The following is an 18,410-nucleotide window of genomic DNA, read 5'->3' on the forward strand; positions in this document are numbered from 1 at the left end:
GCCATGATCGTTGACGAAGACGGGGTGAGGATGCCGCGTCTGCGGCTGAGGGATGTGGTGCGGCGCGGCGCCCTGTTCGGACTGGGTGCCGCCGCCGTGCTCACCGTCGGGATGCTGTTCATCGCGGACAACCACGACCGCACGGAGTTCCTGTCGGTCGTAGGAGGAATCTCCCTGGTCCTCGCCCTGGTCCAGCTTGTCTTCGGGGCGCTTCTCTGGGCGGTCGCCGGCGGTGATGTCCGGCGCTGGCGGGACGCCAAGACGGTCACACGCCAGACCGGCGCCGTGTCCATCATGGCGCCGACCTGTGTGCGCCTGGGCATGGCCGGGCTGATCCTCGCCCCGATCGCGATCGGCCTCTACAACCTGGTGGACCAGGCCGCATACGACAGCTGGCTCCACGGCCGGTGATCCTCACAGCCCCAGCGACTTCGCGATGATCACCTTCATCACCTCGCTGGTGCCCGCGTAGATGCGGGTGATGCGGGCGTCGGCGTACAGGCGGGAGATCGGGTACTCCGCCATATAGCCGTAGCCGCCGAAGAGTTGGAGGCAGCGGTCGACGGCGCGGGCCTGCATCTCCGTGCAGAAGAGCTTCACCCTCGCGGCGTCCGCGCCGGACAGTTCGCCCGCGACGAGTCCGAGGACCGCGCGGTCCAGCATGGCTTGGGCGGCCTCGATCTCGGCGGAGACGGCGGCGAGTTCGAACTTCGTGTTCTGGAAGGAGGCCACCGGCTTCCCGAAGACCTCGCGCTCCCTGACGTACTCGATCGTCGTGTCCAGCGCCGCACGAGCCTGGGCGACCGAGCCCACCGCCACCGTCATCCGTTCCTGCGGGAGGTTGTGACCGAGGTGGCCGAAGGCCGCGCCCTCCTCCCCCAGCCGGTTGGCCACCGGGACGCGTACGTCGTCGAAGGCCAGCTCGACGGTGTCCTGGACCTTGATGCCCATCTTGTCCAGGACCCGGCCGCGGGTGAAGCCGGGCATACCGTCCTCCACGACCAGCAGGGTCAGGCCCGCCCGGCGGTCACCGGGGTCGGTCGAGGTGCGGGCGACGACGATGACCAGGTCGGCGAGCAGGCCGCCGGTGATGAAGGTCTTCGACCCGTTGAGGACGTACGTCTCGCCGGCGCGTACCGCCGTCGTGCGGATGCCGGCCAGGTCCGAACCCGTTCCCGGTTCGGTCATGGCGATGGCCGTCAGCAGTTTCCCCGCCGCCAGACCGGGCAGCCAGCGGGCGCGCTGTGCGTCATCGGCGTAGGCCAGGAAGTACGGCAGGATCACGTCGAGTTGGGTGCGGACGGTGCCGAGGGTCACCAGGGCACGGGCGGCCTCCTCCTGGAGCACCACGTTGTAGCGGTAGTCGTCGCGACCCGCTCCTCCGTACTCCTCCGGGATCGCCATGCCCAGCACGCCCAGGGAGCCCAGCTGTTCGAAGAACGAGCGCGGCAGGCGACCGTCCTGCTCCCATGCCGCGTACCGCGGTACCACCTCCCTGGCCACGAACTCCCGTACCAGCTTGCGGAAGTCCTCATGGTCGCCGTCGAAGACATCGCGCCGCATCACACCCCCAGGAGTTCGAGAACCGTGGCGTTGGCCGTGCCGCCGCCCTCGCACATGGTCTGCAGGCCGTAGCCGATGCCGTGGGCGCGCATGTGGTGAATCATGCGGGTCGCCAGCACGGCGCCGGACGCGCCGAGGGGGTGGCCCAGCGCGATGGCGCCCCCGAGCGGGTTCATGAGGGCCGGATCCGCGCCCGTCTCGGCCAGCCAGGCGAGCGGGATCGGCGCGAAGGCCTCGTTCACCTCGAAGACACCGACGTCGGCCAGGCCTACGCCTGCCTTGCGGAGCACCTTCTCCGTCGCGGGAATCGGCCCGGTGAGCATCAGCACCGGGTCGGCACCCACGACCGCTCCCGCGCGGTAGCGCACCAGAGGGGGCAGCCCCAGTTCCCGCGCCTTCTGCGGTGTCGTCACCAGGAGTGCCGCCGCGCCGTCGGAGATCCGGGAGGAGTTGCCGGCGTGGATCACCCCGTCGTCGCGGAAGGCGGGCTTCAGCGCGGCCAGCTTCGCGACGGTACTGTCCCGTCGTACGCCTTCGTCCGCCCCGGTCGACTCCACGGGCGTGATCTGCGCGTCGAAGGCACCCAGGTCCTGTGCGGCCGCGGCCCGTTCGTGCGACAGCACGGCGTACTCGTCGAGCCGCGTCCGCGGGAATCCCCACTTCTCCGCGATCCTCTCCGCGGAGATCCCCTGGTTGAACGAGAAGTCGCGATAACGGGCGAGGACCTTCGGCCCGTACGGCGTCCCCGTCGCCCGCGCCGCGCCCAGCGGCACCCGGCTCATCACCTCGACCCCGCCCGCGACCACCACGTCCTGCTGGCCGGACATGACCGCCTGCGCGGCGAAGTCGAGAGCCTGCTGGCTCGAACCGCACGCCCGGTTGACCGTCGTGCCCGGGATCGACTCGGGCCAGCCGGCCGCCAGGACCGCATAGCGGCCGATGTTGCTCGACTGGTCTCCCACCTGGGAGACACAGCCCCACACGACGTCGTCCACGACGGCCGGATCGATGCCGGTCCGCTCGACGAGCGCTTGCAGGACCACGGCGGAGAGGTCGGCCGCGTGCATGCCGGACAGGCCGCCGTCGCGCCTGCCGACCGGTGTGCGGACGGCCTCGACGATCACTGCTTCGCGCATGAAGGGTCCTCCGAGGGTCGGTGCCGGCGGCCGGTGAAGCGCGGTTCGCGTTTCTCCGCGAACGCCGCGTACGCCTCCGGTACGTCGGTGGTGGCGAAGTTGACCGCCTGTGCGCGGGCCTCCCCGGCGAGCGCCTCGCGCAGGGTGCGGCCGGTCCCCTCGTCGAGGAGGGCCTTGGTCTGGGCGAGGGCCACGGGCGGGCCGGCGGCCAGCCGGTCGGCGAGGTCGGTGACGTACTCGTCGATCCGCTCGCCCGGCACGACCCAGGTGACGAGGTTCAGCGACCGTGCCTCCTCCGCGTCGATCATGTCGGCCAGCAGCGCGAGCCGTTTCGCCTGTTGCAGTCCCGCGAGCTTCGGCAGCAGCCAGGTGCCGCCGCAGTCCGGGGAGAGCCCGCGGCGCGTGAAGATCTGTGAGAAGCGGGCCTGCGGGGTGGCCACGACCAGGTCGCAGCCGAGGGCCAGGTTCCAGCCCGCGCCGACGGCCACGCCGTCGACCTTGGCGATCGTCGGGATCGGCAACTCGTGCAGGAGAAGGGCGACTTCGTTGAGGGCGCGGAGTTTGTCGAGCGGGTGCCTGGTGTCCACGGTCCTCAGGTCGGCGCCCGAGCAGAAGGCTCCCCCGGCACCGGTGAGGACGAGAGCCCGCACACCGTCGTCGGCCGCTCGGGTGAGCGCGTCCCGCAGGGCGCCCCACAGCTCGGGGTTGATCGCGTTCTTGCGGTGCGGCCGGTTCAGGGTGAGGGTCCGTACGCCTCCGGTGTCACTCGACAGCAGTACGGTCACCCGGTGATCTCCCCTTCTGTCAGGCCGAGTTCGGCGAGCACCTTCACCGTGTGCTCGCCGAGGCCCGGGACGGCCCCCATGGGCGGGTCGTACCCGGCGATGACCGGCGGCGGCAGGAGGGCGGGGATCGGACCGCCCGGGGTGTCGACGGTGCGCCAGCGGTCGCGGGCGGCCAGGTGCGGGTGGGCGAGGACGTCGCGCGGCGTGTTGTAGCGGGAGTTGCCGATGCCGGCCTCGTCCGCGCGCCGCTGGACGCGGGCCAGGTCGTGCCGGGCGCACCAGGCGCCGATCGCACTGTCGAGCAGTCCGCGGTGGGCCACCCGACCGGGGTTGGTGCGCAGCCGCTCGTCGTCCGCCAGGTCGGGACGGTGCAGCAGGTCCCGGGCCAGGCGCTGCCATTCGCGGTCGTTCGTGGTGCCGAGGACGACCGTCTGTCCGTCCGCCGTGCGGTAGGCGCCGTACGGGGCGACGGCGGGCGAGCCGAGACCGATCGGCTGCTGCTCCATGCCCGAGTGGCGGGTGTAGGTGAGCGGATACCCCATGAGCTCGGTCATGGTGTCGAAGAGGCTCACGGCGACGGCACCGCCGCGACCGCCCCGACGCTCCCCCGCGTACAGCAGGGCCACGATGGACAGTGCCGTGTACAGCCCGGTGCTCGCGTCCGCGATGGGCGGGCCCGGCTTGGCCGGGGCGCCGGGGTGTCCGGTGATCGCGCAGACTCCCGACTCGGCCTGGACGAGAAGGTCGTAGGCGCGTTTGTGGGAGAGCGGGCCGCCCTGGCCGTAGCCGTCGATCTCGACCGCGATCAGGTCGGGGTGGCGGGTTTCCAGGTCGTCGGGGGCGAGGCCGAGCTTGGCCGTGGTTCCGGGGGTGAGGTTGGAGACGAGGACGTCGGCGCGGTCGAGCAGCCGGTGCAGGACCGCCATCCCCGCCTCGGACTTGAGGTCCAGCGTCACGGACTCCTTGCCGCGGTTGACCCAGACGAAGTGTGCGGCCTGGCCGTTCACGACGTTGTCGATGTGCCGGGCGGAGTCGCCGCCGTCCGGGTTCTCCACCTTGATCACCCGGGCGCCGAGGTCGCACAGCACCCGGGTGCACAGCGGGGCGGAGACGGCCTGTTCCAGCGCCACCACCGTGACCCCGGACAGCGGCCCCTTCCGTTGCGGGGAACGCATCAGATCACCAGGCCGCCGTCGACCGGCAGCACCTGCCCCGTGACGAAGGAGGCCGCGTCCGAGGCCAGGAACACGAAGGCACCGGCGACCTCCTCGGGCTCGGCCCAGCGGCCCAGCGGGATACGGGCCAGCATGGTCGCGGCGAACTTCTCGTGGGTGCGGATCGTCTCGGTCATCACGGTGGCGGCCAGCGGCGCCAGGGCGTTGACCTTGATCTGCTTACGGGCCAGCTCCCTCGCCAGGGACTTGGTCATGCCGATGACCGCGGCCTTGGCGGCGGAGTAGTCGACCTGGCCGAGCGTGCCGGTCAGGCCCGCCGACGAGGTGACGTTGATGATGCGTCCGGTGCCGTCGACGGGCAGGTACGGGAGCGCGGCCTGGGAGCAGGTGAAGGTGCCGAGGACATGGATGTCGAGGAGTCGGCGGAAGCTCTTCTCGTCCAGATCCGCGAACATGGCCGGCGCGGTGATGCCGGCGTTGTTCACCAGGATGTGCAACCGGCCGTCCGAGAGTGAAGCCGCCTTGGCCACGGCGGCGTCGGCCGCGCCCCGGTCCCGTACGTCCAGCGTCGCGCTGTCCGCCGTACCGCCCGCGGCCGTGATCTTCCCGGCGACGGCCGCGGCGGCGGAACCGTCCACGTCGGTGACGAGGACGGCGGCGCCCGCCTCGGCGAGGGCGTGGGCGACCGCCGCGCCGATGCCGCCCGCCGCTCCCGTCACCAGCGCCGAGCGGCCCGTGAGGTCGAAGAGTCCCGTCACTGGGCGGCCGCCGCGGCCGCCGCGCGGGCCTTGGACCGGAACGACGCCAACTTCTCGGCGGGCTCGACGAGTTGGTGGCTGCGCGGGCGCACGCTGACGTCGTGGCCCTCGGCCGCCTGGCGCAGTGCGCCCACCGTGGCCCGCTCGCGCGGGATGTGCGCGAAGGGGTCGAAGGAGTACCAGCGCATCGCGTTCTCGTATGTGATCTTCGAGGCGTCGGAGTCGGGGACGTCGCAGGACTCCAGGACGTCGTGGAGCTGTTCCGGCGCGTCCGGCCACAGGGAGTCGCTGTGCGGGTAGTCGCCCTCCCAGCAGATGTTGTCGATGCCGATCTCGTGACGCAGCCGTACGCCGAGCTTGTCGGTGATGAAGCAGGTCAGGAAGTGCTCGCGGAAGACGTCGGAGGGGAGCTTGCCGCCGAAGTCCTGGAGGGTCCACGTCGAGTGCATCTCGTACGTGCGGTCCAGGCGCTCCAGGAAGTACGGGATCCATCCCGTGCCGCCCTCCGACAGGGCGATCTTCAGGTCGGGGAAGTCCTTGACCGGGCGGGACCACACCAGGTCGGCGGCGGCCGAGACGATGTTCATCGGCTGGAGCGTGATCATCACGTCGGGAGGCGAGTCGGCGGCGGGGATCGCGAGACGGCCCGACGACCCGATGTGCACGGACATCACGGTGTTCGTGTCGGACAGGGCCCGCCACAGCGGATTCCAGTAGTCGTCGTGGAAGCTCGGGTAGCCGAGCACGGCCGGGTTCTCCGTGAAGGTCAGCGAGTGGCAGCCCTTCTCGGCGACCCGGCGGACCTCGGCCGCGCACAGTTCGGCGTCCCAGATGGCGGGCAGCGCCATGGGGATGAAGCGACCGGGGTAGGCGCCGCACCACTCGTCGATGTGCCAGTCGTTGTACGCCCGGACCAGGGCGAGCGAGAAGTCCGTGTCCTCGGTGGCGAAGAGGCGGGCCGAGAAGCCGGGGAAGGAGGGGAAGTTCATCTGGGCGAGGACACCGCCCGCGTTCATGTCCTTGATCCGCTCGTGGACGTCGTAGCAGCCGGGCCGGATCTCGTCGAGGCCCTGCGGTTCGACGCCGTACTCCTCCTTGGGGCGGCCGGCGACCGCGTTCAGCGCGGAGTTGGTGATCGTGACACCCCTGAACTGCCAGACATCGGTGCCGTCGTCGCGGTGCACGAGTTGGGGGGCGTCCTTGCGGTACCGCTCCGGGAGGTGGTTCACGAACATGTCGGGCGGCTCGATGATGTGGTCGTCGACGCTGATCAGGATCATGTCGTCCTTGAGCATCTGCCGTGCCTTTCGGTCTTCAGTCGGAGGCCGGGAGGGGTTTGGCGGCCTTGAGGGTCATGGGGACGCCGTCGCTGGCGAGTTCACCGACGCCGGCGCTGGTGCAGAGGAGTTCGAGAGTGCCGCCGGCGTCGACGTAGCGCTTGCCGAGGAGGATGTCCGGCTCGGCGTTCGTGGCGGGCGCGGGCGGTGCCGTGGCCGCGGGGATCATCGGGGTGCCGCCGCAGGTGATCTCCGGGCGCCGGTCCGCGGGAGCACGGACGACAACCACCTTCGTGGTGCTCTGCGCGCCCGCCAGCTGGTCACCGGGGCGCAGCGTCGGTGCTGGTGAGGTCATGGTTCGGATCCCTTTCACACAGGCGGTCGGCGAGCACGGCGAGGTCGTGGGACTGGCGGGCCATCCAGAACCGCAGGAAGCCGGTGAGCGAGTGGCGCAGGAACAGCGCGGCGCCGACGACGGTCGCGGCGATGCCGCCGAGGCCCAGGGCGAGGCCGTCGCGCTGGTCGAGGGGGTTCTGGGTGTTGTGGGTGACGAAGTAGGCCGACAGTGCGAGCACCAGCCCTACGACCATCAGGGCGCCGCCGACGCGGAGCCACAGGGCGGAACGGGCGGCGGCCGGGTCGGGGACCCTGAGCTCGGCGAGTTCGCGGACGAAGCGATCCGCACGGGAGTCGTTACGTGGCTCGGTGGGTGTCATGCGGAACTCCCCAGGTAGAGGGCGGACAGTTCGTCGCGCAGGCCGTCGTCCGGGCTGCCCTGGCGTCGGACCCGGCCGCGTACGAGGACGGCGGCGTGGTCGGCGATGCCGAGGACGGCCGCCGCGAACTGCTCGACGACCAGGACCGCCACGCCCTGGCGGGCGATCTCGGCGACCTGTTCGTAGAGGCGGGAGACGACCAACGGAGCCAGTCCCATGGACAGTTCGTCGAGGAGCAGGACGGCGGGGTCGGTGGCCAGTCCGCGGGCGAGGGCGAGCATCTGCTGCTCGCCGCCGGAGAGGGTGCCGGCCGCCTGCCCGGCGCGCTGGGCGAGGACCGGGAAGCGGCCGAACGCGGTCTCCTCGATCTCCTCGCGGCCACGGCCGGTGAAGGTCATCATCAGGAGGTTGTCGCGGACCGACAGGTTGGGGAACACCCCACGCCCCTCGGGGATGAGACAGATGCCCGCCCGGGCGAGGTCGCGCGGATCGGCTCCGGTCATGTCCCGTCCGCCGAGCAGGAGTTCGCCGGAGAGTGCGGGATGGATTCCGGCGGCGACCCGCAACGTGGTCGTCTTCCCGGCGCCGTTGGGGCCGAGCAGCGCCACGACCTGGCCCGCCGCGACGGCCAGGTCCACTCCGTGCAGGACGGTGATGCCCTCGTGGGCGGCGCGTACGGCGCGCAGTTCCAGCAGGGTGTTCACGCGTCCCCCAGATAGGCCGCCAGCACGGTCTCGTCGGCGCGGATCACCTCGGGCGGCCCCACGGCGATGACCTTGCCGAGGTCGAGCACGTACACCTCGTCGCACACGCCCATCACCAGTCCCATGTCGTGCTCGACGAGGACGACGGCCGTCCCGTCGTCGGCGAGCGAGCGCAGCAGGGCCGCGAACCGCTCGGTCTCCTCGCCGTCCTGTCCGGCGGCGGGTTCGTCGAGGAGCAGCAGGCCGGGGCGTACGGCGAGGGCGCGGCCGACCTCGACCAGGCGGGCCACTCCGGTGGGCAGGGTGTCGGCGCTCGCGTCGGCGATGCCGGTGAGGCCGAGGCGTCCGAGGATGCCGTCGGCGCAGGCGTGGGCCCGTCTGCGGTCGGGGCCGAGTTCCGCGGCGACGAGGAGGTTGTCTCGGACGCTCAACCGGCCGAAGAGTTCCAGGCGTTGGAAGGTGCGGGCCAGTCCGTGCCGGGAGCGACGGGCCGGGCCGAGACGGGTGACGTCCCGGCCGTCGAGGACGACCTTGCCCGTGGCGGGCCTGCGCAGCCCGGACACCACGTCGAACAGGGTGCTCTTCCCGGCCCCGTTGGGTCCGATGAGGCCGGTGACTTGGCCGCGTTCGGCTTGGAGGCCTACGCCGTCCAGGGCGCGGTTGCCGCCGAAGGCGACGGTCACTCCGCTAACGTCCAGCAGTGGCACGGGCCAGCACCTCCCCGTCCTGAGGGCGCCAGGGACGCCGTACGCCCCACCACTCGACCGGCACGTCCGGCTCGGTCCGCGGGGTGTGGCGGGCGGCCGCGTACCCGCGCAGGGCGTATGCCAGGGCCAGTGAACCGAGCAGGAACGTCCAGCCGTTGATGACGTCGGTGAGCCGCAGCGCCCAGCCCGGTGTCAGCCCGCCGAGCAGCGCGGGCAGGGCGATCCGGTCCCGGCCGAGCGGCTCCCATTCCTGGCGGAACCTGGTGATGATGCCCTGGGGGCTGTGGCCGAGGCCCATGCCGGCCAGGGCGGGCAGGACGCTGACGATGTTCTGGGTCCAGGAGGCCAGGCCGATCAGGAGGTTCGGGCCGACGAAGGCCGTGCCGGCGAACAGGCCGTTGCCCACCGCGCCGAGGCCGCCGATCACGGCGACCAGGAAGATGGGCAGTCCGGCGACGAGGCTGAACTGCTCGGCGGTGATGGACCGTTGCTGCATGCCGTAGAGCGCGCCGCCGAGTCCTGCGATGCCCGCCGACAGGGAGAACACCAGCACCTTGGTGATCAGGAGGTTGCCGCCGAGCGTCGCGTACGCCGCCTCGCTGTCCCGCAGCGCGATCAGCCGGCGCCCGAATCCGCTGCGGCGCAGACGGCCGACGCCGAGGGAGGCGAGGCCCAGACAGACCGCGGCCAGGATCATCAACTCGGCCTCGGAGTCGAGTCGTAGGCCGAAGAGGCCGGGGCCCGCCATCTCCACCGATCCCTGGTCGAAGAGCGCGATCCGCACGCCGAGCACCTCGAAGGAGGGCAGGGTGAAGATCCAGCGGTCGAGGACCACCGCGAACGCCGCGGTCCCCAGGGCGAGATACACGCCGGAGAAGCGGAGTGCGGGTATCGCGATCAGCGCGCCGGCCGCCGCCGACACGGCGATCGCGGCCGCCAGCGCCCACAACTCGCCGTGTGCGCCGAGGTGTCCCCAGACGACGGCGCCGATGCCGGCCATGCTCAGCTGGCACAGGGAGATCTGTCCGGCGTACCCGGCCAGGGGGATGTAGGAGAGGGCGACGATGCCCAGGGAGAAGATCGGGCCGTAGGTGACGAGGTCCGCCTCGCCCAGGGTGGTGGCGAGGACGACCGCGAACGCGACGGTCGCCAGCGCGAAGACCGCCGTGCCGCGCAGGGTCGGGGCGGGTACCTGGACGAGTCGGTGGCCCCGGCCGCGCAGACGGGGATGGCGAAAGACGAGCAACGCCAGGAAGAGGAGGAGGGCGGGGGCCGCGAGGCGCAGGCCCGGCAGGTAGTCGTTCTGCGGGAGGTAGCCGGTGAGGTAGCTTTCCAGGCAGCCGACGACGATGGCGCCGACGAAGGTCAGGGGGAGGCTGCGGAGCCTGCCGAAGACGGCGGCGGTGTAGGCGCTGACGATGAGGAGGGAGAGCTGGGAGGCGTCGAGGGCGACGGTCGGGGCGATCAATATGCCGCCGACAGCGGCGAGTTGGGTGCCGAGGATCCAGGCGGCGCGGCTGGCCCGGACCGGGTCGGCTCCGGTCAGCTGCACCAGTGCGCGGTCGTCGACCGTGGCGCGCATCTCGGCGCCGGTGCGGGTGCGGTTGAGGAGGAACCACAGGCCCGCCGCGACGGCCACGGCGACGGTCATGGTGAGTGCCTGGTGCCAGGTGACGGTGGCGGGGCCGAGGTGGAAGGGCTTCCGGTCGGCGAAGAAGACCCCCAGCGGGCGCGGGACGTTGGGGTCCCAGATCCAGCGGGCGGCGGCGATGGCGCCACTGAGCAGCGCCACTGTCATCACCAGCCGTTCGGCCTCGCCGAGGCGCTGCACGGGCCGCATCAGGACCCGTTCCACGGCGAGGCCGAAGCCCGGGGCCAGCACCAGGAGCACCAGCGCCAGGGCGACCGGGACCGGCCAGCCCCAGCCGACGGTGAACTGCCAGTAGCAGAACGCCGCCAGCATGCCCGCCGCCCCGTGCGCGAAGTTGAACACGCCGGTGGTGACGTAGGTGAGGACCAGGCCGCTGCTGATCACCGCGTAGATGGCCGCGGTGCTCAGGCCGACGATCCCGAAGGTGAGGAACTGTTCCATCAGTTCACGTCACTTCACATCGCTCATGCTCTTGCCGACGTCGGCCAGGGTCAGGGGCTTGCCGTAGTCGCCCTTGAACTTGTAGGCGGGGGCGTCACAGCGGTAGGCGCCGTCGGTCGGACCGAAGTCGGCGGGCTGCCAGCCCTTGGAGGTGGCCTTCTCGATGTTGAAGCAGGTCAGTGCGGCATCCGAGGTGGTCAGGTCGACCGGGGCGAGCAGTCCGCCGCCCGTCCAGGTGGACTCCTTGCGGGCCGCCTCGTAGACGCAGGTACGGGTGAGGTCGTCGCCGCAGCTCTTGGCGGACTTGGCGAACAGCAGCCAGGACGCGAAGCCGCGTACCGCCGGCAGGGTGACCTGGGCCTTCGGGGCGTACTGCTTGAAGAGGGCGACGACCTGCTCGGTGGCGGGGTTGTCGGCGGCCTTCTCCAGCGGGTGCACGCCGCTGAGGTCGGCCAGGTTGTTCTGGAGGTCGAGGGACTTGCCCGCGAGTTGGAGGAAGGCGGGGCCGTAGGAGTTGTTGTTGGCGTCGATCCAGTCGAGCTTGTAGTTCATGCCGGTCAGGACCTGTTCCAGCTTGGCCAGGCTGACGAAGTCGCCGTTGAAGACGAGGCCCTTGACGCCCTTGCTCTTGATGGCCTGGGCATAGGGCGTCCAGTCGGACACCCCCTGGGCTGGGTAGAGGTCCTTGTAGATGATCTTCGCGCCGGCGGCCCGGAGACCTTCCTGCGACTCGGCGTTGATGACCTTGGTGACCGGAACGTCGCCGCCGATGGTGCCGATGGCGTCCGCGGAGCCCGGATAGCCCTCCTTCAGGAGCCATTCGTAGTAGCCCGCGTAGCGGTTGTAGGACGCGCCGCCGGTCGCGTTGAGCTGCAGGTCGGATCCGTTGTTCTGGATCTGGCTCACCTGGCCGGGGAAGTCGGGCAGGGTGCACTCCAGCCGGTCCTTGACGCCGAGGGCGTCCAGGGCCGCGCCGCCGCCGACGAGCGCGAAGTCCTCCTTGCAGGCCTCCAGCATGCGCTGGCGGACCTCCATCAGCTTGGAGTCGCGGGTGGTGGCGACGAGCTTGCGGCCGTTGATGCCGCCGGCCTCGTTGCACCAGGAGGTGAACACCTTCGCGGCGTCCACGAACTCGGACTTCTTGGTGAAACCGATGTCGGAGAAGACTCCGAGCTTGATCTCGTCGGCGGTGACACCCTGTGCGGGCGCGCTCTTCGCCGTGCCGGATCCGCAGACGCCCTTCAGATCGCCGAAGTCGCCGGAGGCCGCCTGCTGTGCGGCCTTGGTGGGGGCGCCGTCGCCGCTGTCGGACTCACCGGCGTCGTCGTGACCGCCGCATCCGGCCACGGCGAGCAGAGCGGCCGCCAGCAGGGCGGCGGGGATTGCCTGGACTTTCACGAGGTTTCCTCCTCGGTGCCGTCCCCGGCTACTTGGCCGGGACGCCGAATGTCTTGAGCTCGAGGAACTCCTCCAGCCCCGCCACACCCATCTCCCGTCCGATGCCGGACTGCTTGAAGCCGCCGAACGGGGCGTCGGGGCCGAAGAACATGCCCCCGTTGATGCTGAAACTGCCGCTGCGGATCCGACGCGCGACCGCGATCGCCCGGTCGTCGTCGGCGCCGAGCACCGCTCCGGACAGGCCGTACACCGAGTCGTTGGCGATCCGTACGGCGTGGTCCTCGTCGTCGTAGGGGATGACCACCAGGACGGGTCCGAAGATCTCCTCCTGGGCGATCTCGGAGCCGGGATCGACGTCGGTGAGCAGCGTCGGTTCGTAGAAGAAGCCCTCGCGCTCAGCGGGCCGGCCGCCGGTGACCAGGCGGGCCCCGGCGGTGACGGCGCGCTCGACCAGGCCGTGCACCGTGGTCCGCTGCCGTTCGCTGATCAGGGGTCCCATGTGGGTGGCGGGGTCCGTCGGGTCGCCGTAGGTCACCCGGGCGAGCATGGCGGCGACCAGCCGGACCGCCTCGTCGTGGCGGGCGCGCGGGACCAGGAGCCGTGAGGTGATCCCGCAGCCCTGGCCCGCGTGGGTGCAGACGGTGAAGGCGGCGAACATCGCGGCCTGGGCGAGGTCGGCGTCGTCGAGCACGAGCATCGCCGACTTGCCGCCGAGTTCCAGGAACACCTTCTTCAGCGTGGCCGAGGCGGCCGCCATGATGGCCCTGCCGACCGGGGTCGACCCGGTGAAGCTGATCATGTCGACGTCGGGGTGAGTGGTGAGCAGCTCACCGGTCTCGGGCCGTGACGAGGTGAGGACGTTGACGACCCCGGCGGGGATGTCGGTCTCCTCGGCGATGATCCGGCCGAGGGCGAGTGTGGTCCACGGGGTGTCGGGGGCGCCCTTGAGGACGATCGTGCAGCCGGCTGCGAGGGCCGGGGCGAGCTTGGCGAGGGCGAGCTGGTTGGGGAAGTTGTACGGCAGGATCGCGGCGACCACTCCGGCCGCCTCCTTCTCCACCCAGCGGCGGTGCGGCCGGCCCCGGCTCTCCACCAAGGCGAGTTCTTCGCGGAACTCGTAGCGTTCCAGGAGGTCTGCGTACCACTTGACCAGCTCGATCGGCTCGTCGAGCTGGGTGCCGTGGGTCAGCGAGCGGGGTGCGCCCACCTCCGCGATGGTCAGCTCGCGCAGCTCCTCGCGGTGCTCGATCAGCGCCTGGTACAGCTGGCGCAGACAGCGCAGTCGCAGCTCGCGGTCGCGCATCCAGTCGGTGGTGTCGAACGCCCGGCGGGCCGCGGCGACGGCCGCCTCGACATGTGCGGCCTGTGCGTCGGACGCCGTGCCCAGCACCTTTCCGGTGGACGGATCGACGGTCTCGAAGCTGTGTCCCGCGTGGACGAGTTCACCGTCGATCAACAGCCGGTCCTCATGGAAAAGACTCACGGCTCCCCATCTCTTCCGGGTGACGCGGGGTCCTGCTTGCCACGGCCCCGCCTGCGGTGGAAAGTAGCTTCTCACTAGAAGAGAAGCAACCATCCGTGCACGAGAATTAGGCATTCATCGAAGAGCGGGAGGAATCATGCCCGGTCAACGCAGGGGCACGAAGATCGCCATGACGGACGAGGAGCGGAACGCCTTCCTGCGCGCCCAGCCGGTGTGCCGGGTCGCGACGGCGGGGCCGGGCGGCCGCCCGCACACGAGCGCGCTCTGGTTCGTCTGGGACGGGACGGCATTGTGGCTCAACTCCCTGACAAAGAGCCGACGATGGGCTGACATCGGCAAGAATCCCGACATCAGCGTGCTCGTCGACGACGGAGGCTTCGACTTCCTGCGGCTGCGCGGAGTGGAACTGACGGGAAGTGCCCAGGTCGTGGGCGAGACACCCCGCAGAGGCGAGCCACTGGACGAACTCTCCGCCCCCGAGCGGTTGTTCGCGGACAAGTACGCGGGCGGGCGTGCCTTCCAGTACGACGGGCGGCACGCATGGCTCAGGATCCGGCCCGAGAACGTCGTCAGTTGGGACTTCGCCAAGCTGCGCACCTGACGGTTGACGCCCTCACCACCGACATGGAAACCTTCAGGTCGCATGGAGAGAATGTCATTCTCTCCTCGGCCCAAGGGAGTTACGGATGCGCCTTCCCCCGCTGCCGGACGAGGAGTGGGACAACCGCACGCGCGAGGCGCTGTCCGCGCTCCTCCCCAGGAGGATGCGCAACGAGCACGACGCCGGCCCGGCGATGTCCAGGCTGGCCCGCCATCCCGATCTGACGGAGGCGTTCCTCTCCTTCAGCACCTACATCCTGTTCCGCTCGACGCTGCCGCCCCGGGTGCGCGAACTGGCGACACTACGCGTGGCCGGGCGCAGGAACTGCGCGTACGAGTGGGCCCACCACGTGAAGCTGGCGCGGGAGGCGGGGCTGACGGAGGCCGGGATCGAGGCGGCGGGCCGGGGCAAGGCGGACGAGCCCCTGGACAGCCTGGTCCTGACCGCGGTCGACGAACTGGAGGACCACTCCCGTCTGTCCGACCGCACCTGGGAGGCGCTCTCCGAGCACCTCGACGAACGCCAGCGGATGGACCTGGTGTTCACGGTCGGGACGTACGCCGTGCTGGCGATGGCGTTCAACACGTTCGGCGTAGAGCCCGTCGCGGAGGAGAACGGCCATGACCACTGACGACCTCGTGGAGATCCAGCAGCTCCTGGCCCGCTACGCGGTGACCATCACCCGGGGCGACATCGACGCACTGCTCACGGTCTTCACCCCCGACGGCACCTACAGCGCCTTCGGCGACACCTATCCCCTCACGGAGTTCCCGGCGCTGGTGGCGGCCGCCCCCAAGGGACTGTTCCTCACCGGGACACCGGTCGTCGAGGAGACGGACGGCGACACGGCGAAGGGCACCCAGCCCCTCTGCTTCGTCGACCACGCCACCCACGACCTGCGGATCGGCTACTACGACGACACGTACGCGCGCACACCGGAGGGCTGGCGGCTGCGGACGCGTGCCATGACGTTCATCCGCCGCAGCGGCGCCCACGACTCGGGCCGCCCGCACGCCTTCGACCGCCCGGCCGTATGAGCGCCCACGCGACCGTGGCGGAGTTCCGCTCCGCCCTCCAGGACTGGCTCGCGGAACACGACCTCTCCCCCGGCCCCGACCACTCCCTGGACGCGCAGGTCGCCCAGCTCGGCCGGGTCCGCGGGGCCCTGTTCGACGCGGGGTGGATGCGCTACGGCTGGCCCGCCGAGGTGAGGGGGCTCGGCGGGCCGGCCGTGTTCCGGGCGGTGCTCGGCGAGGAGGTCGCCACCCGCGGCCTCGCCGAGCCCGGTATCTACTCGATGGTCGAGGTCCTCGTCCCGACGCTGATGTCGTACGCGTCTCCCGAACTGGCCGCCGAAATGGTCCCGTTGCTGCTGAGCGGCCGTGAACAGTGGTGCCAGGGCTTCTCCGAACCGGGTTCGGGCAGCGACCTGGCGTCCCTGACCACCCGGGCGGCCCGCCGGGACGACGGCACCTGGGTGGTGAACGGCCAGAAGGTCTGGACGAGCCTCGCCCAGTACGCGGCCCGCTGCGTCCTCCTCACCCGCACCGCACCCGGCCACGGCGGCATCACCGCCTTCTTCGTCGACATGGACACCCCGGGCGTCACGGTCCGGCCACTGCGCACGATGCACGGCGCCGACGAGTTCGCCGAGGTGTTCTTCGACGACGTCACCGTCCCGGCGGACCGGATGCTCGGCCGCCCCGGGGACGGCTGGCGGCTGGCCATGGACCTGCTCCCGCACGAGCGCTCGACGTGCTTCTGGCACCGGGTGGCCCATCTCTACACCCGCCTCGACCGGCTGTTGGAGGAGACGGCGGAGCGGGACGACACGGCGCTGGGCTCCGCGTACCTCGCCCTCCACACGATCCGCTGCCGCTCCCACGCGACTCAGCGGCGGCTCGCCGAGGGGGCCCGGCTCGGTCCGGAGACCTCGGTGGACAAGGTGCTCCTGGCCACGGCGGAACAGCGACTGTTCGACACCGCGCGGGACCTGCTGCCGGGGGTACTGGAGCTCGGCGACTCGGCCTGGCGCACCGAGTACCTGTACGCACGGGCGGCCACGATCTACGGCGGTACGGCCGAGATCCAACGGAACATCATCGCCCGCCGGCTGCTCGACCTCGGGAAGGAGTGAGGCATGGACGCGGCCGAGGTGGAACTGCTCACCGGGACACTGCGCAGGACGATGACGACGACACCCTCGGGGCCCGCGCTGGACGCCGCACTGGCGGAACTGGGTTGGCATGAACTGCTGGCGGAGTACCCGGAGTCGGCGATCCGGACGGTGTTCGGCCTGCTCGGCGAGACGGGGGCGCACGCCTCGTCGCTCAACGACGTGATGGGTGGCGGTACTCCGGCGTTGCCGTACGCCGGTGGGGCGTGGGTGGTGTGGTCGCCCACCGGACCGGGGACGGCTCTCGACCCCGAACTGCCCTTGCTGACAGTCCCGCCGGGGCGGCCCCTCCCTCTCGCCGCCGGGCACCGCGCCCTCGGCTGGTGGCTGGTGGGCACGGGGCGGGCCATGTTGACCCTCGCCAGGGTCCACGCCCTGGACCGCGTCCAGTTCGACCGTCCCCTCGCCTCCTTCCAGGCGGTCCGCCATCGCCTCGCCGAGACCCTGGTCGGCTTGGAGGGAGCGGAGGCCACACTGCTCGCCGCCACCGACCCGTTCGGCTCCCTCCTGGCGAAGGCCGCGGCCGGCGAGGCGGCGCTGACAGCGGCCCGGCACTGCCAGCAGGTGCTCGGGGGAATCGGCTTCACGGCTGAGCATCCCTTGCATCGGCACGTGCGCCGATCCCTCGTCCTGGACGGACTGCTGTGCAGCGCACGGGAGTTGACGCGGGAGGCGGGGGCCAGGCTGCGAGCGGAGGGGTCGGCGCCGAGACTGGTGCACCTCTAAAGATGTGATGATCAAGGACATGAGCGAACGACCACTCTCCCGGCTGTGGGAGGAGCACATGCGCGCACCGTTCCCTGCCGGCTTCCGCGGTGTGGACATCGAAGGGGTGGAGCTGATCCTGCTCGACGCGGATGTCGCCGGGCTCGTCCAACAGGAGCTCGACAGCGGGCTCGATCACAGAGGTGTCGAGATCCTCTGGTGGTGCATCGCGGGCCTCGACAAGGTCCTGCCCCTGATCGCCGACGACTACTGCACGTCCTACTACACGCACCTGCGGACGATGGCCGGAGTCGTGGCAGAGCGATACACCCCCAGCGCGACCTAGCGCAGCTTCTCCTTCATCTCGTCCAGCTTCGCCAGAATCGGATAACCGCTGACGCTCAGCGCATTGCCGTGTCCGGTCTGATGCACATCGAAGACGGACTGGACGGCGGCGTAGAACCCCTGAACGTCCAACGTCTGGTTCACGGCCCGCTTGGCCTGCCGAAGCCCGAACGCCGGCATCTTCGCGATCTGCTCGGCGAGTTCACGAGTCTCCGCGTCCAGCTGATCCCGGGGAACAACCCGGTTGACCATGCCGACCCGCTCCGCCTCCTCGGCGGTCAGCGGACGGCCCGTGAACAGGATCTCCTTCGCCTTCCTGGCACCCAGCTCCCAGGTGTGACCGTGGTACTCGACACCCCCGATTCCCATGGTCACCACCGGATCCGAGAACAACGCGTCTTCCGCCGCGACGATCAGATCGCAAGGCCAGCACAGCATCAGCCCACCCGCGATACAGCGCCCCTGCACGGCGGCGATCGACGGCTTCGGCACGTTCCGCCAGCGCAGCGTGTAGTCGAGGTACCGACGATTCTCGGCCCGGTAGATCCACTCCAGGGTGATCTCGTTCGGGGCGGGCCAGCGGTCCTTGAGGTCGTGCCCGGCGGAGAAGTGCCTGCCCTCGGCGCGCAGGACCACGACCTTCACGTCCTCGTCCTCCGCGGCCCGCGTCCACGCCGCGTCGAGCTCGTCGAGGAGGGCCATGTTCTGGGCGTTGGCGACCTCGGGGCGGTTCAGGGTGAGGGTCGCGATGCGGTCCTTCACCTCGTACAGGATGTGCACGGCGACTCC

At 70.7% G+C, this 18,410-nt stretch carries 21 protein-coding genes; 7 read left to right on the forward strand and 14 right to left on the reverse strand.

What is annotated here, in order from left to right; genetic code table 11:
• The first annotated feature begins 3 nt into the window (after positions 1 to 3).
• Positions 4 to 411 (forward strand): DUF6336 family protein, encoded by a 408-nt coding sequence (locus ACWD3I_RS19025; protein WP_365399183.1) that lies wholly within the window; start codon positions 4 to 6, stop codon positions 409 to 411.
• A 3-nt stretch (positions 412 to 414) separates the two neighbouring features.
• On the opposite strand, the gene ACWD3I_RS19030 is transcribed toward ACWD3I_RS19025, so the two are convergent.
• Genes ACWD3I_RS19030 through ACWD3I_RS19090 form a run of 13 tightly spaced genes read right to left on the reverse strand, consistent with a single transcriptional unit; the run spans position 415 to position 13,794 of the window.
• A complete protein-coding gene (locus tag ACWD3I_RS19030) occupies positions 415 to 1,563 on the reverse strand; it encodes an acyl-CoA dehydrogenase family protein (protein ID WP_365399180.1) in 1,149 nt (382 codons plus the stop codon).
• On the reverse strand, positions 1,563 to 2,699 hold the full coding sequence (locus tag ACWD3I_RS19035; RefSeq protein WP_365399178.1) for a thiolase family protein: 1,137 nt from the start codon (positions 2,697 to 2,699) through the stop codon (positions 1,563 to 1,565). Before ACWD3I_RS19035 ends, ACWD3I_RS19030 begins: the two co-directional genes overlap by 1 nt.
• Positions 2,684 to 3,484: an enoyl-CoA hydratase/isomerase family protein gene (locus ACWD3I_RS19040; RefSeq protein ID WP_365399175.1), complete on the reverse strand. Its 801-nt coding sequence runs from the start codon at positions 3,482 to 3,484 to the stop codon at positions 2,684 to 2,686. Before ACWD3I_RS19040 ends, ACWD3I_RS19035 begins: the two co-directional genes overlap by 16 nt.
• The gene (locus ACWD3I_RS19045; protein WP_365399172.1) at positions 3,481 to 4,659 is read right to left on the reverse strand and encodes a CaiB/BaiF CoA transferase family protein; all 1,179 of its coding nucleotides are present in this window, start codon (positions 4,657 to 4,659) and stop codon (positions 3,481 to 3,483) included. Before ACWD3I_RS19045 ends, ACWD3I_RS19040 begins: the two co-directional genes overlap by 4 nt.
• The gene (locus ACWD3I_RS19050) at positions 4,659 to 5,417 is read right to left on the reverse strand and encodes an SDR family NAD(P)-dependent oxidoreductase (protein ID WP_365399169.1); all 759 of its coding nucleotides are present in this window, start codon (positions 5,415 to 5,417) and stop codon (positions 4,659 to 4,661) included. The genes ACWD3I_RS19045 and ACWD3I_RS19050 overlap by 1 nt, the downstream gene beginning before the upstream one ends.
• Positions 5,414 to 6,712 (reverse strand): amidohydrolase family protein, encoded by a 1,299-nt coding sequence (locus tag ACWD3I_RS19055; protein WP_365399166.1) that lies wholly within the window; start codon positions 6,710 to 6,712, stop codon positions 5,414 to 5,416. The genes ACWD3I_RS19050 and ACWD3I_RS19055 overlap by 4 nt, the downstream gene beginning before the upstream one ends.
• A 19-nt stretch (positions 6,713 to 6,731) precedes the next feature.
• On the reverse strand, positions 6,732 to 7,049 hold the full coding sequence (locus ACWD3I_RS19060) for a hypothetical protein (protein ID WP_365399163.1): 318 nt from the start codon (positions 7,047 to 7,049) through the stop codon (positions 6,732 to 6,734).
• On the reverse strand, positions 7,015 to 7,410 hold the full coding sequence (locus tag ACWD3I_RS19065; RefSeq protein WP_365399160.1) for a hypothetical protein: 396 nt from the start codon (positions 7,408 to 7,410) through the stop codon (positions 7,015 to 7,017). Before ACWD3I_RS19065 ends, ACWD3I_RS19060 begins: the two co-directional genes overlap by 35 nt.
• Positions 7,407 to 8,114, reverse strand: coding sequence for an ABC transporter ATP-binding protein (locus ACWD3I_RS19070; protein WP_365399157.1), 708 nt, complete (start codon positions 8,112 to 8,114; stop codon positions 7,407 to 7,409). The genes ACWD3I_RS19065 and ACWD3I_RS19070 overlap by 4 nt, the downstream gene beginning before the upstream one ends.
• Positions 8,111 to 8,821 carry an ABC transporter ATP-binding protein gene (locus ACWD3I_RS19075; RefSeq protein ID WP_365399154.1) on the reverse strand — a complete coding sequence of 237 codons (711 nt, stop codon included), beginning with the start codon at positions 8,819 to 8,821 and terminating at the stop codon, positions 8,111 to 8,113. The genes ACWD3I_RS19070 and ACWD3I_RS19075 overlap by 4 nt, the downstream gene beginning before the upstream one ends.
• The gene (locus ACWD3I_RS19080; protein WP_365399152.1) at positions 8,802 to 10,913 is read right to left on the reverse strand and encodes a branched-chain amino acid ABC transporter permease; all 2,112 of its coding nucleotides are present in this window, start codon (positions 10,911 to 10,913) and stop codon (positions 8,802 to 8,804) included. The genes ACWD3I_RS19075 and ACWD3I_RS19080 overlap by 20 nt, the downstream gene beginning before the upstream one ends.
• A gap of 9 nt (positions 10,914 to 10,922) precedes the next feature.
• Positions 10,923 to 12,311 carry an ABC transporter substrate-binding protein gene (locus ACWD3I_RS19085; protein WP_365399149.1) on the reverse strand — a complete coding sequence of 463 codons (1,389 nt, stop codon included), beginning with the start codon at positions 12,309 to 12,311 and terminating at the stop codon, positions 10,923 to 10,925.
• 28 nt (positions 12,312 to 12,339) lie between these two features.
• Positions 12,340 to 13,794: an aldehyde dehydrogenase family protein gene (locus ACWD3I_RS19090; RefSeq protein WP_365399146.1), complete on the reverse strand. Its 1,455-nt coding sequence runs from the start codon at positions 13,792 to 13,794 to the stop codon at positions 12,340 to 12,342.
• Between the two features lie 136 nt (positions 13,795 to 13,930).
• Here ACWD3I_RS19090 and ACWD3I_RS19095 point away from each other — a divergent pair, with 136 nt between their 5' ends.
• The 6 genes from ACWD3I_RS19095 to ACWD3I_RS19120 all read left to right on the forward strand — a co-directional run bounded on the left by ACWD3I_RS19095 (position 13,931) and on the right by ACWD3I_RS19120 (position 17,622).
• The gene (locus ACWD3I_RS19095; protein WP_365399144.1) at positions 13,931 to 14,395 is read left to right on the forward strand and encodes a pyridoxamine 5'-phosphate oxidase family protein; all 465 of its coding nucleotides are present in this window, start codon (positions 13,931 to 13,933) and stop codon (positions 14,393 to 14,395) included.
• Between the two features lie 85 nt (positions 14,396 to 14,480).
• Positions 14,481 to 15,026, forward strand: a complete 546-nt coding sequence (locus ACWD3I_RS19100; protein ID WP_365399141.1) for a carboxymuconolactone decarboxylase family protein — start codon at positions 14,481 to 14,483, stop codon at positions 15,024 to 15,026.
• Positions 15,016 to 15,432 (forward strand): nuclear transport factor 2 family protein, encoded by a 417-nt coding sequence (locus tag ACWD3I_RS19105; RefSeq protein ID WP_365399139.1) that lies wholly within the window; start codon positions 15,016 to 15,018, stop codon positions 15,430 to 15,432. Before ACWD3I_RS19100 ends, ACWD3I_RS19105 begins: the two co-directional genes overlap by 11 nt.
• Positions 15,429 to 16,532: an acyl-CoA dehydrogenase family protein gene (locus ACWD3I_RS19110; RefSeq protein ID WP_365399136.1), complete on the forward strand. Its 1,104-nt coding sequence runs from the start codon at positions 15,429 to 15,431 to the stop codon at positions 16,530 to 16,532. The genes ACWD3I_RS19105 and ACWD3I_RS19110 overlap by 4 nt, the downstream gene beginning before the upstream one ends.
• Before the next feature lie 3 nt (positions 16,533 to 16,535).
• A complete protein-coding gene (locus ACWD3I_RS19115) occupies positions 16,536 to 17,297 on the forward strand; it encodes an acyl-CoA dehydrogenase family protein (protein WP_365399133.1) in 762 nt (253 codons plus the stop codon).
• Between the two features lie 19 nt (positions 17,298 to 17,316).
• A complete protein-coding gene (locus ACWD3I_RS19120; RefSeq protein WP_365399130.1) occupies positions 17,317 to 17,622 on the forward strand; it encodes a hypothetical protein in 306 nt (101 codons plus the stop codon).
• Here the strand turns inward: ACWD3I_RS19120 and ACWD3I_RS19125 are convergent.
• Positions 17,619 to 18,401 (reverse strand): enoyl-CoA hydratase, encoded by a 783-nt coding sequence (locus ACWD3I_RS19125; protein ID WP_365399127.1) that lies wholly within the window; start codon positions 18,399 to 18,401, stop codon positions 17,619 to 17,621. The two genes, ACWD3I_RS19120 and ACWD3I_RS19125, sit on opposite strands and share 4 nt — an antisense overlap.
• Positions 18,402 to 18,410 lie beyond the last annotated feature (9 nt).

It is taken from the genome of Streptomyces sp. NPDC002817, from assembly GCF_053592055.1.

Bases quoted from the DNA above. Each gene is read 5' to 3' on its own strand.
- ACWD3I_RS19065 (WP_365399160.1), bottom strand. From the start codon at position 7,410: ATGACACCCACCGAGCCACGTAACGACTCCCGTGCGGATCGCTTCGTC.
- ACWD3I_RS19095 (WP_365399144.1), top strand. From the start codon at position 13,931: ATGCCCGGTCAACGCAGGGGCACGAAGATCGCCATGACGGACGAGGAG.
- ACWD3I_RS19100 (WP_365399141.1), top strand. From the start codon at position 14,481: ATGCGCCTTCCCCCGCTGCCGGACGAGGAGTGGGACAACCGCACGCGC.
- ACWD3I_RS19105 (WP_365399139.1), top strand. From the start codon at position 15,016: ATGACCACTGACGACCTCGTGGAGATCCAGCAGCTCCTGGCCCGCTAC.
- ACWD3I_RS19115 (WP_365399133.1), top strand. From the start codon at position 16,536: ATGGACGCGGCCGAGGTGGAACTGCTCACCGGGACACTGCGCAGGACG.
- ACWD3I_RS19035 (WP_365399178.1), bottom strand. From the start codon at position 2,699: ATGCGCGAAGCAGTGATCGTCGAGGCCGTCCGCACACCGGTCGGCAGG.
- ACWD3I_RS19120 (WP_365399130.1), top strand. From the start codon at position 17,317: ATGAGCGAACGACCACTCTCCCGGCTGTGGGAGGAGCACATGCGCGCA.
- ACWD3I_RS19030 (WP_365399180.1), bottom strand. From the start codon at position 1,563: ATGCGGCGCGATGTCTTCGACGGCGACCATGAGGACTTCCGCAAGCTG.
- ACWD3I_RS19110 (WP_365399136.1), top strand. From the start codon at position 15,429: ATGAGCGCCCACGCGACCGTGGCGGAGTTCCGCTCCGCCCTCCAGGAC.
- ACWD3I_RS19055 (WP_365399166.1), bottom strand. From the start codon at position 6,712: ATGCTCAAGGACGACATGATCCTGATCAGCGTCGACGACCACATCATC.
- ACWD3I_RS19045 (WP_365399172.1), bottom strand. From the start codon at position 4,659: ATGCGTTCCCCGCAACGGAAGGGGCCGCTGTCCGGGGTCACGGTGGTG.
- ACWD3I_RS19060 (WP_365399163.1), bottom strand. From the start codon at position 7,049: ATGACCTCACCAGCACCGACGCTGCGCCCCGGTGACCAGCTGGCGGGC.
- ACWD3I_RS19025 (WP_365399183.1), top strand. From the start codon at position 4: ATGATCGTTGACGAAGACGGGGTGAGGATGCCGCGTCTGCGGCTGAGG.
- ACWD3I_RS19080 (WP_365399152.1), bottom strand. From the start codon at position 10,913: ATGGAACAGTTCCTCACCTTCGGGATCGTCGGCCTGAGCACCGCGGCC.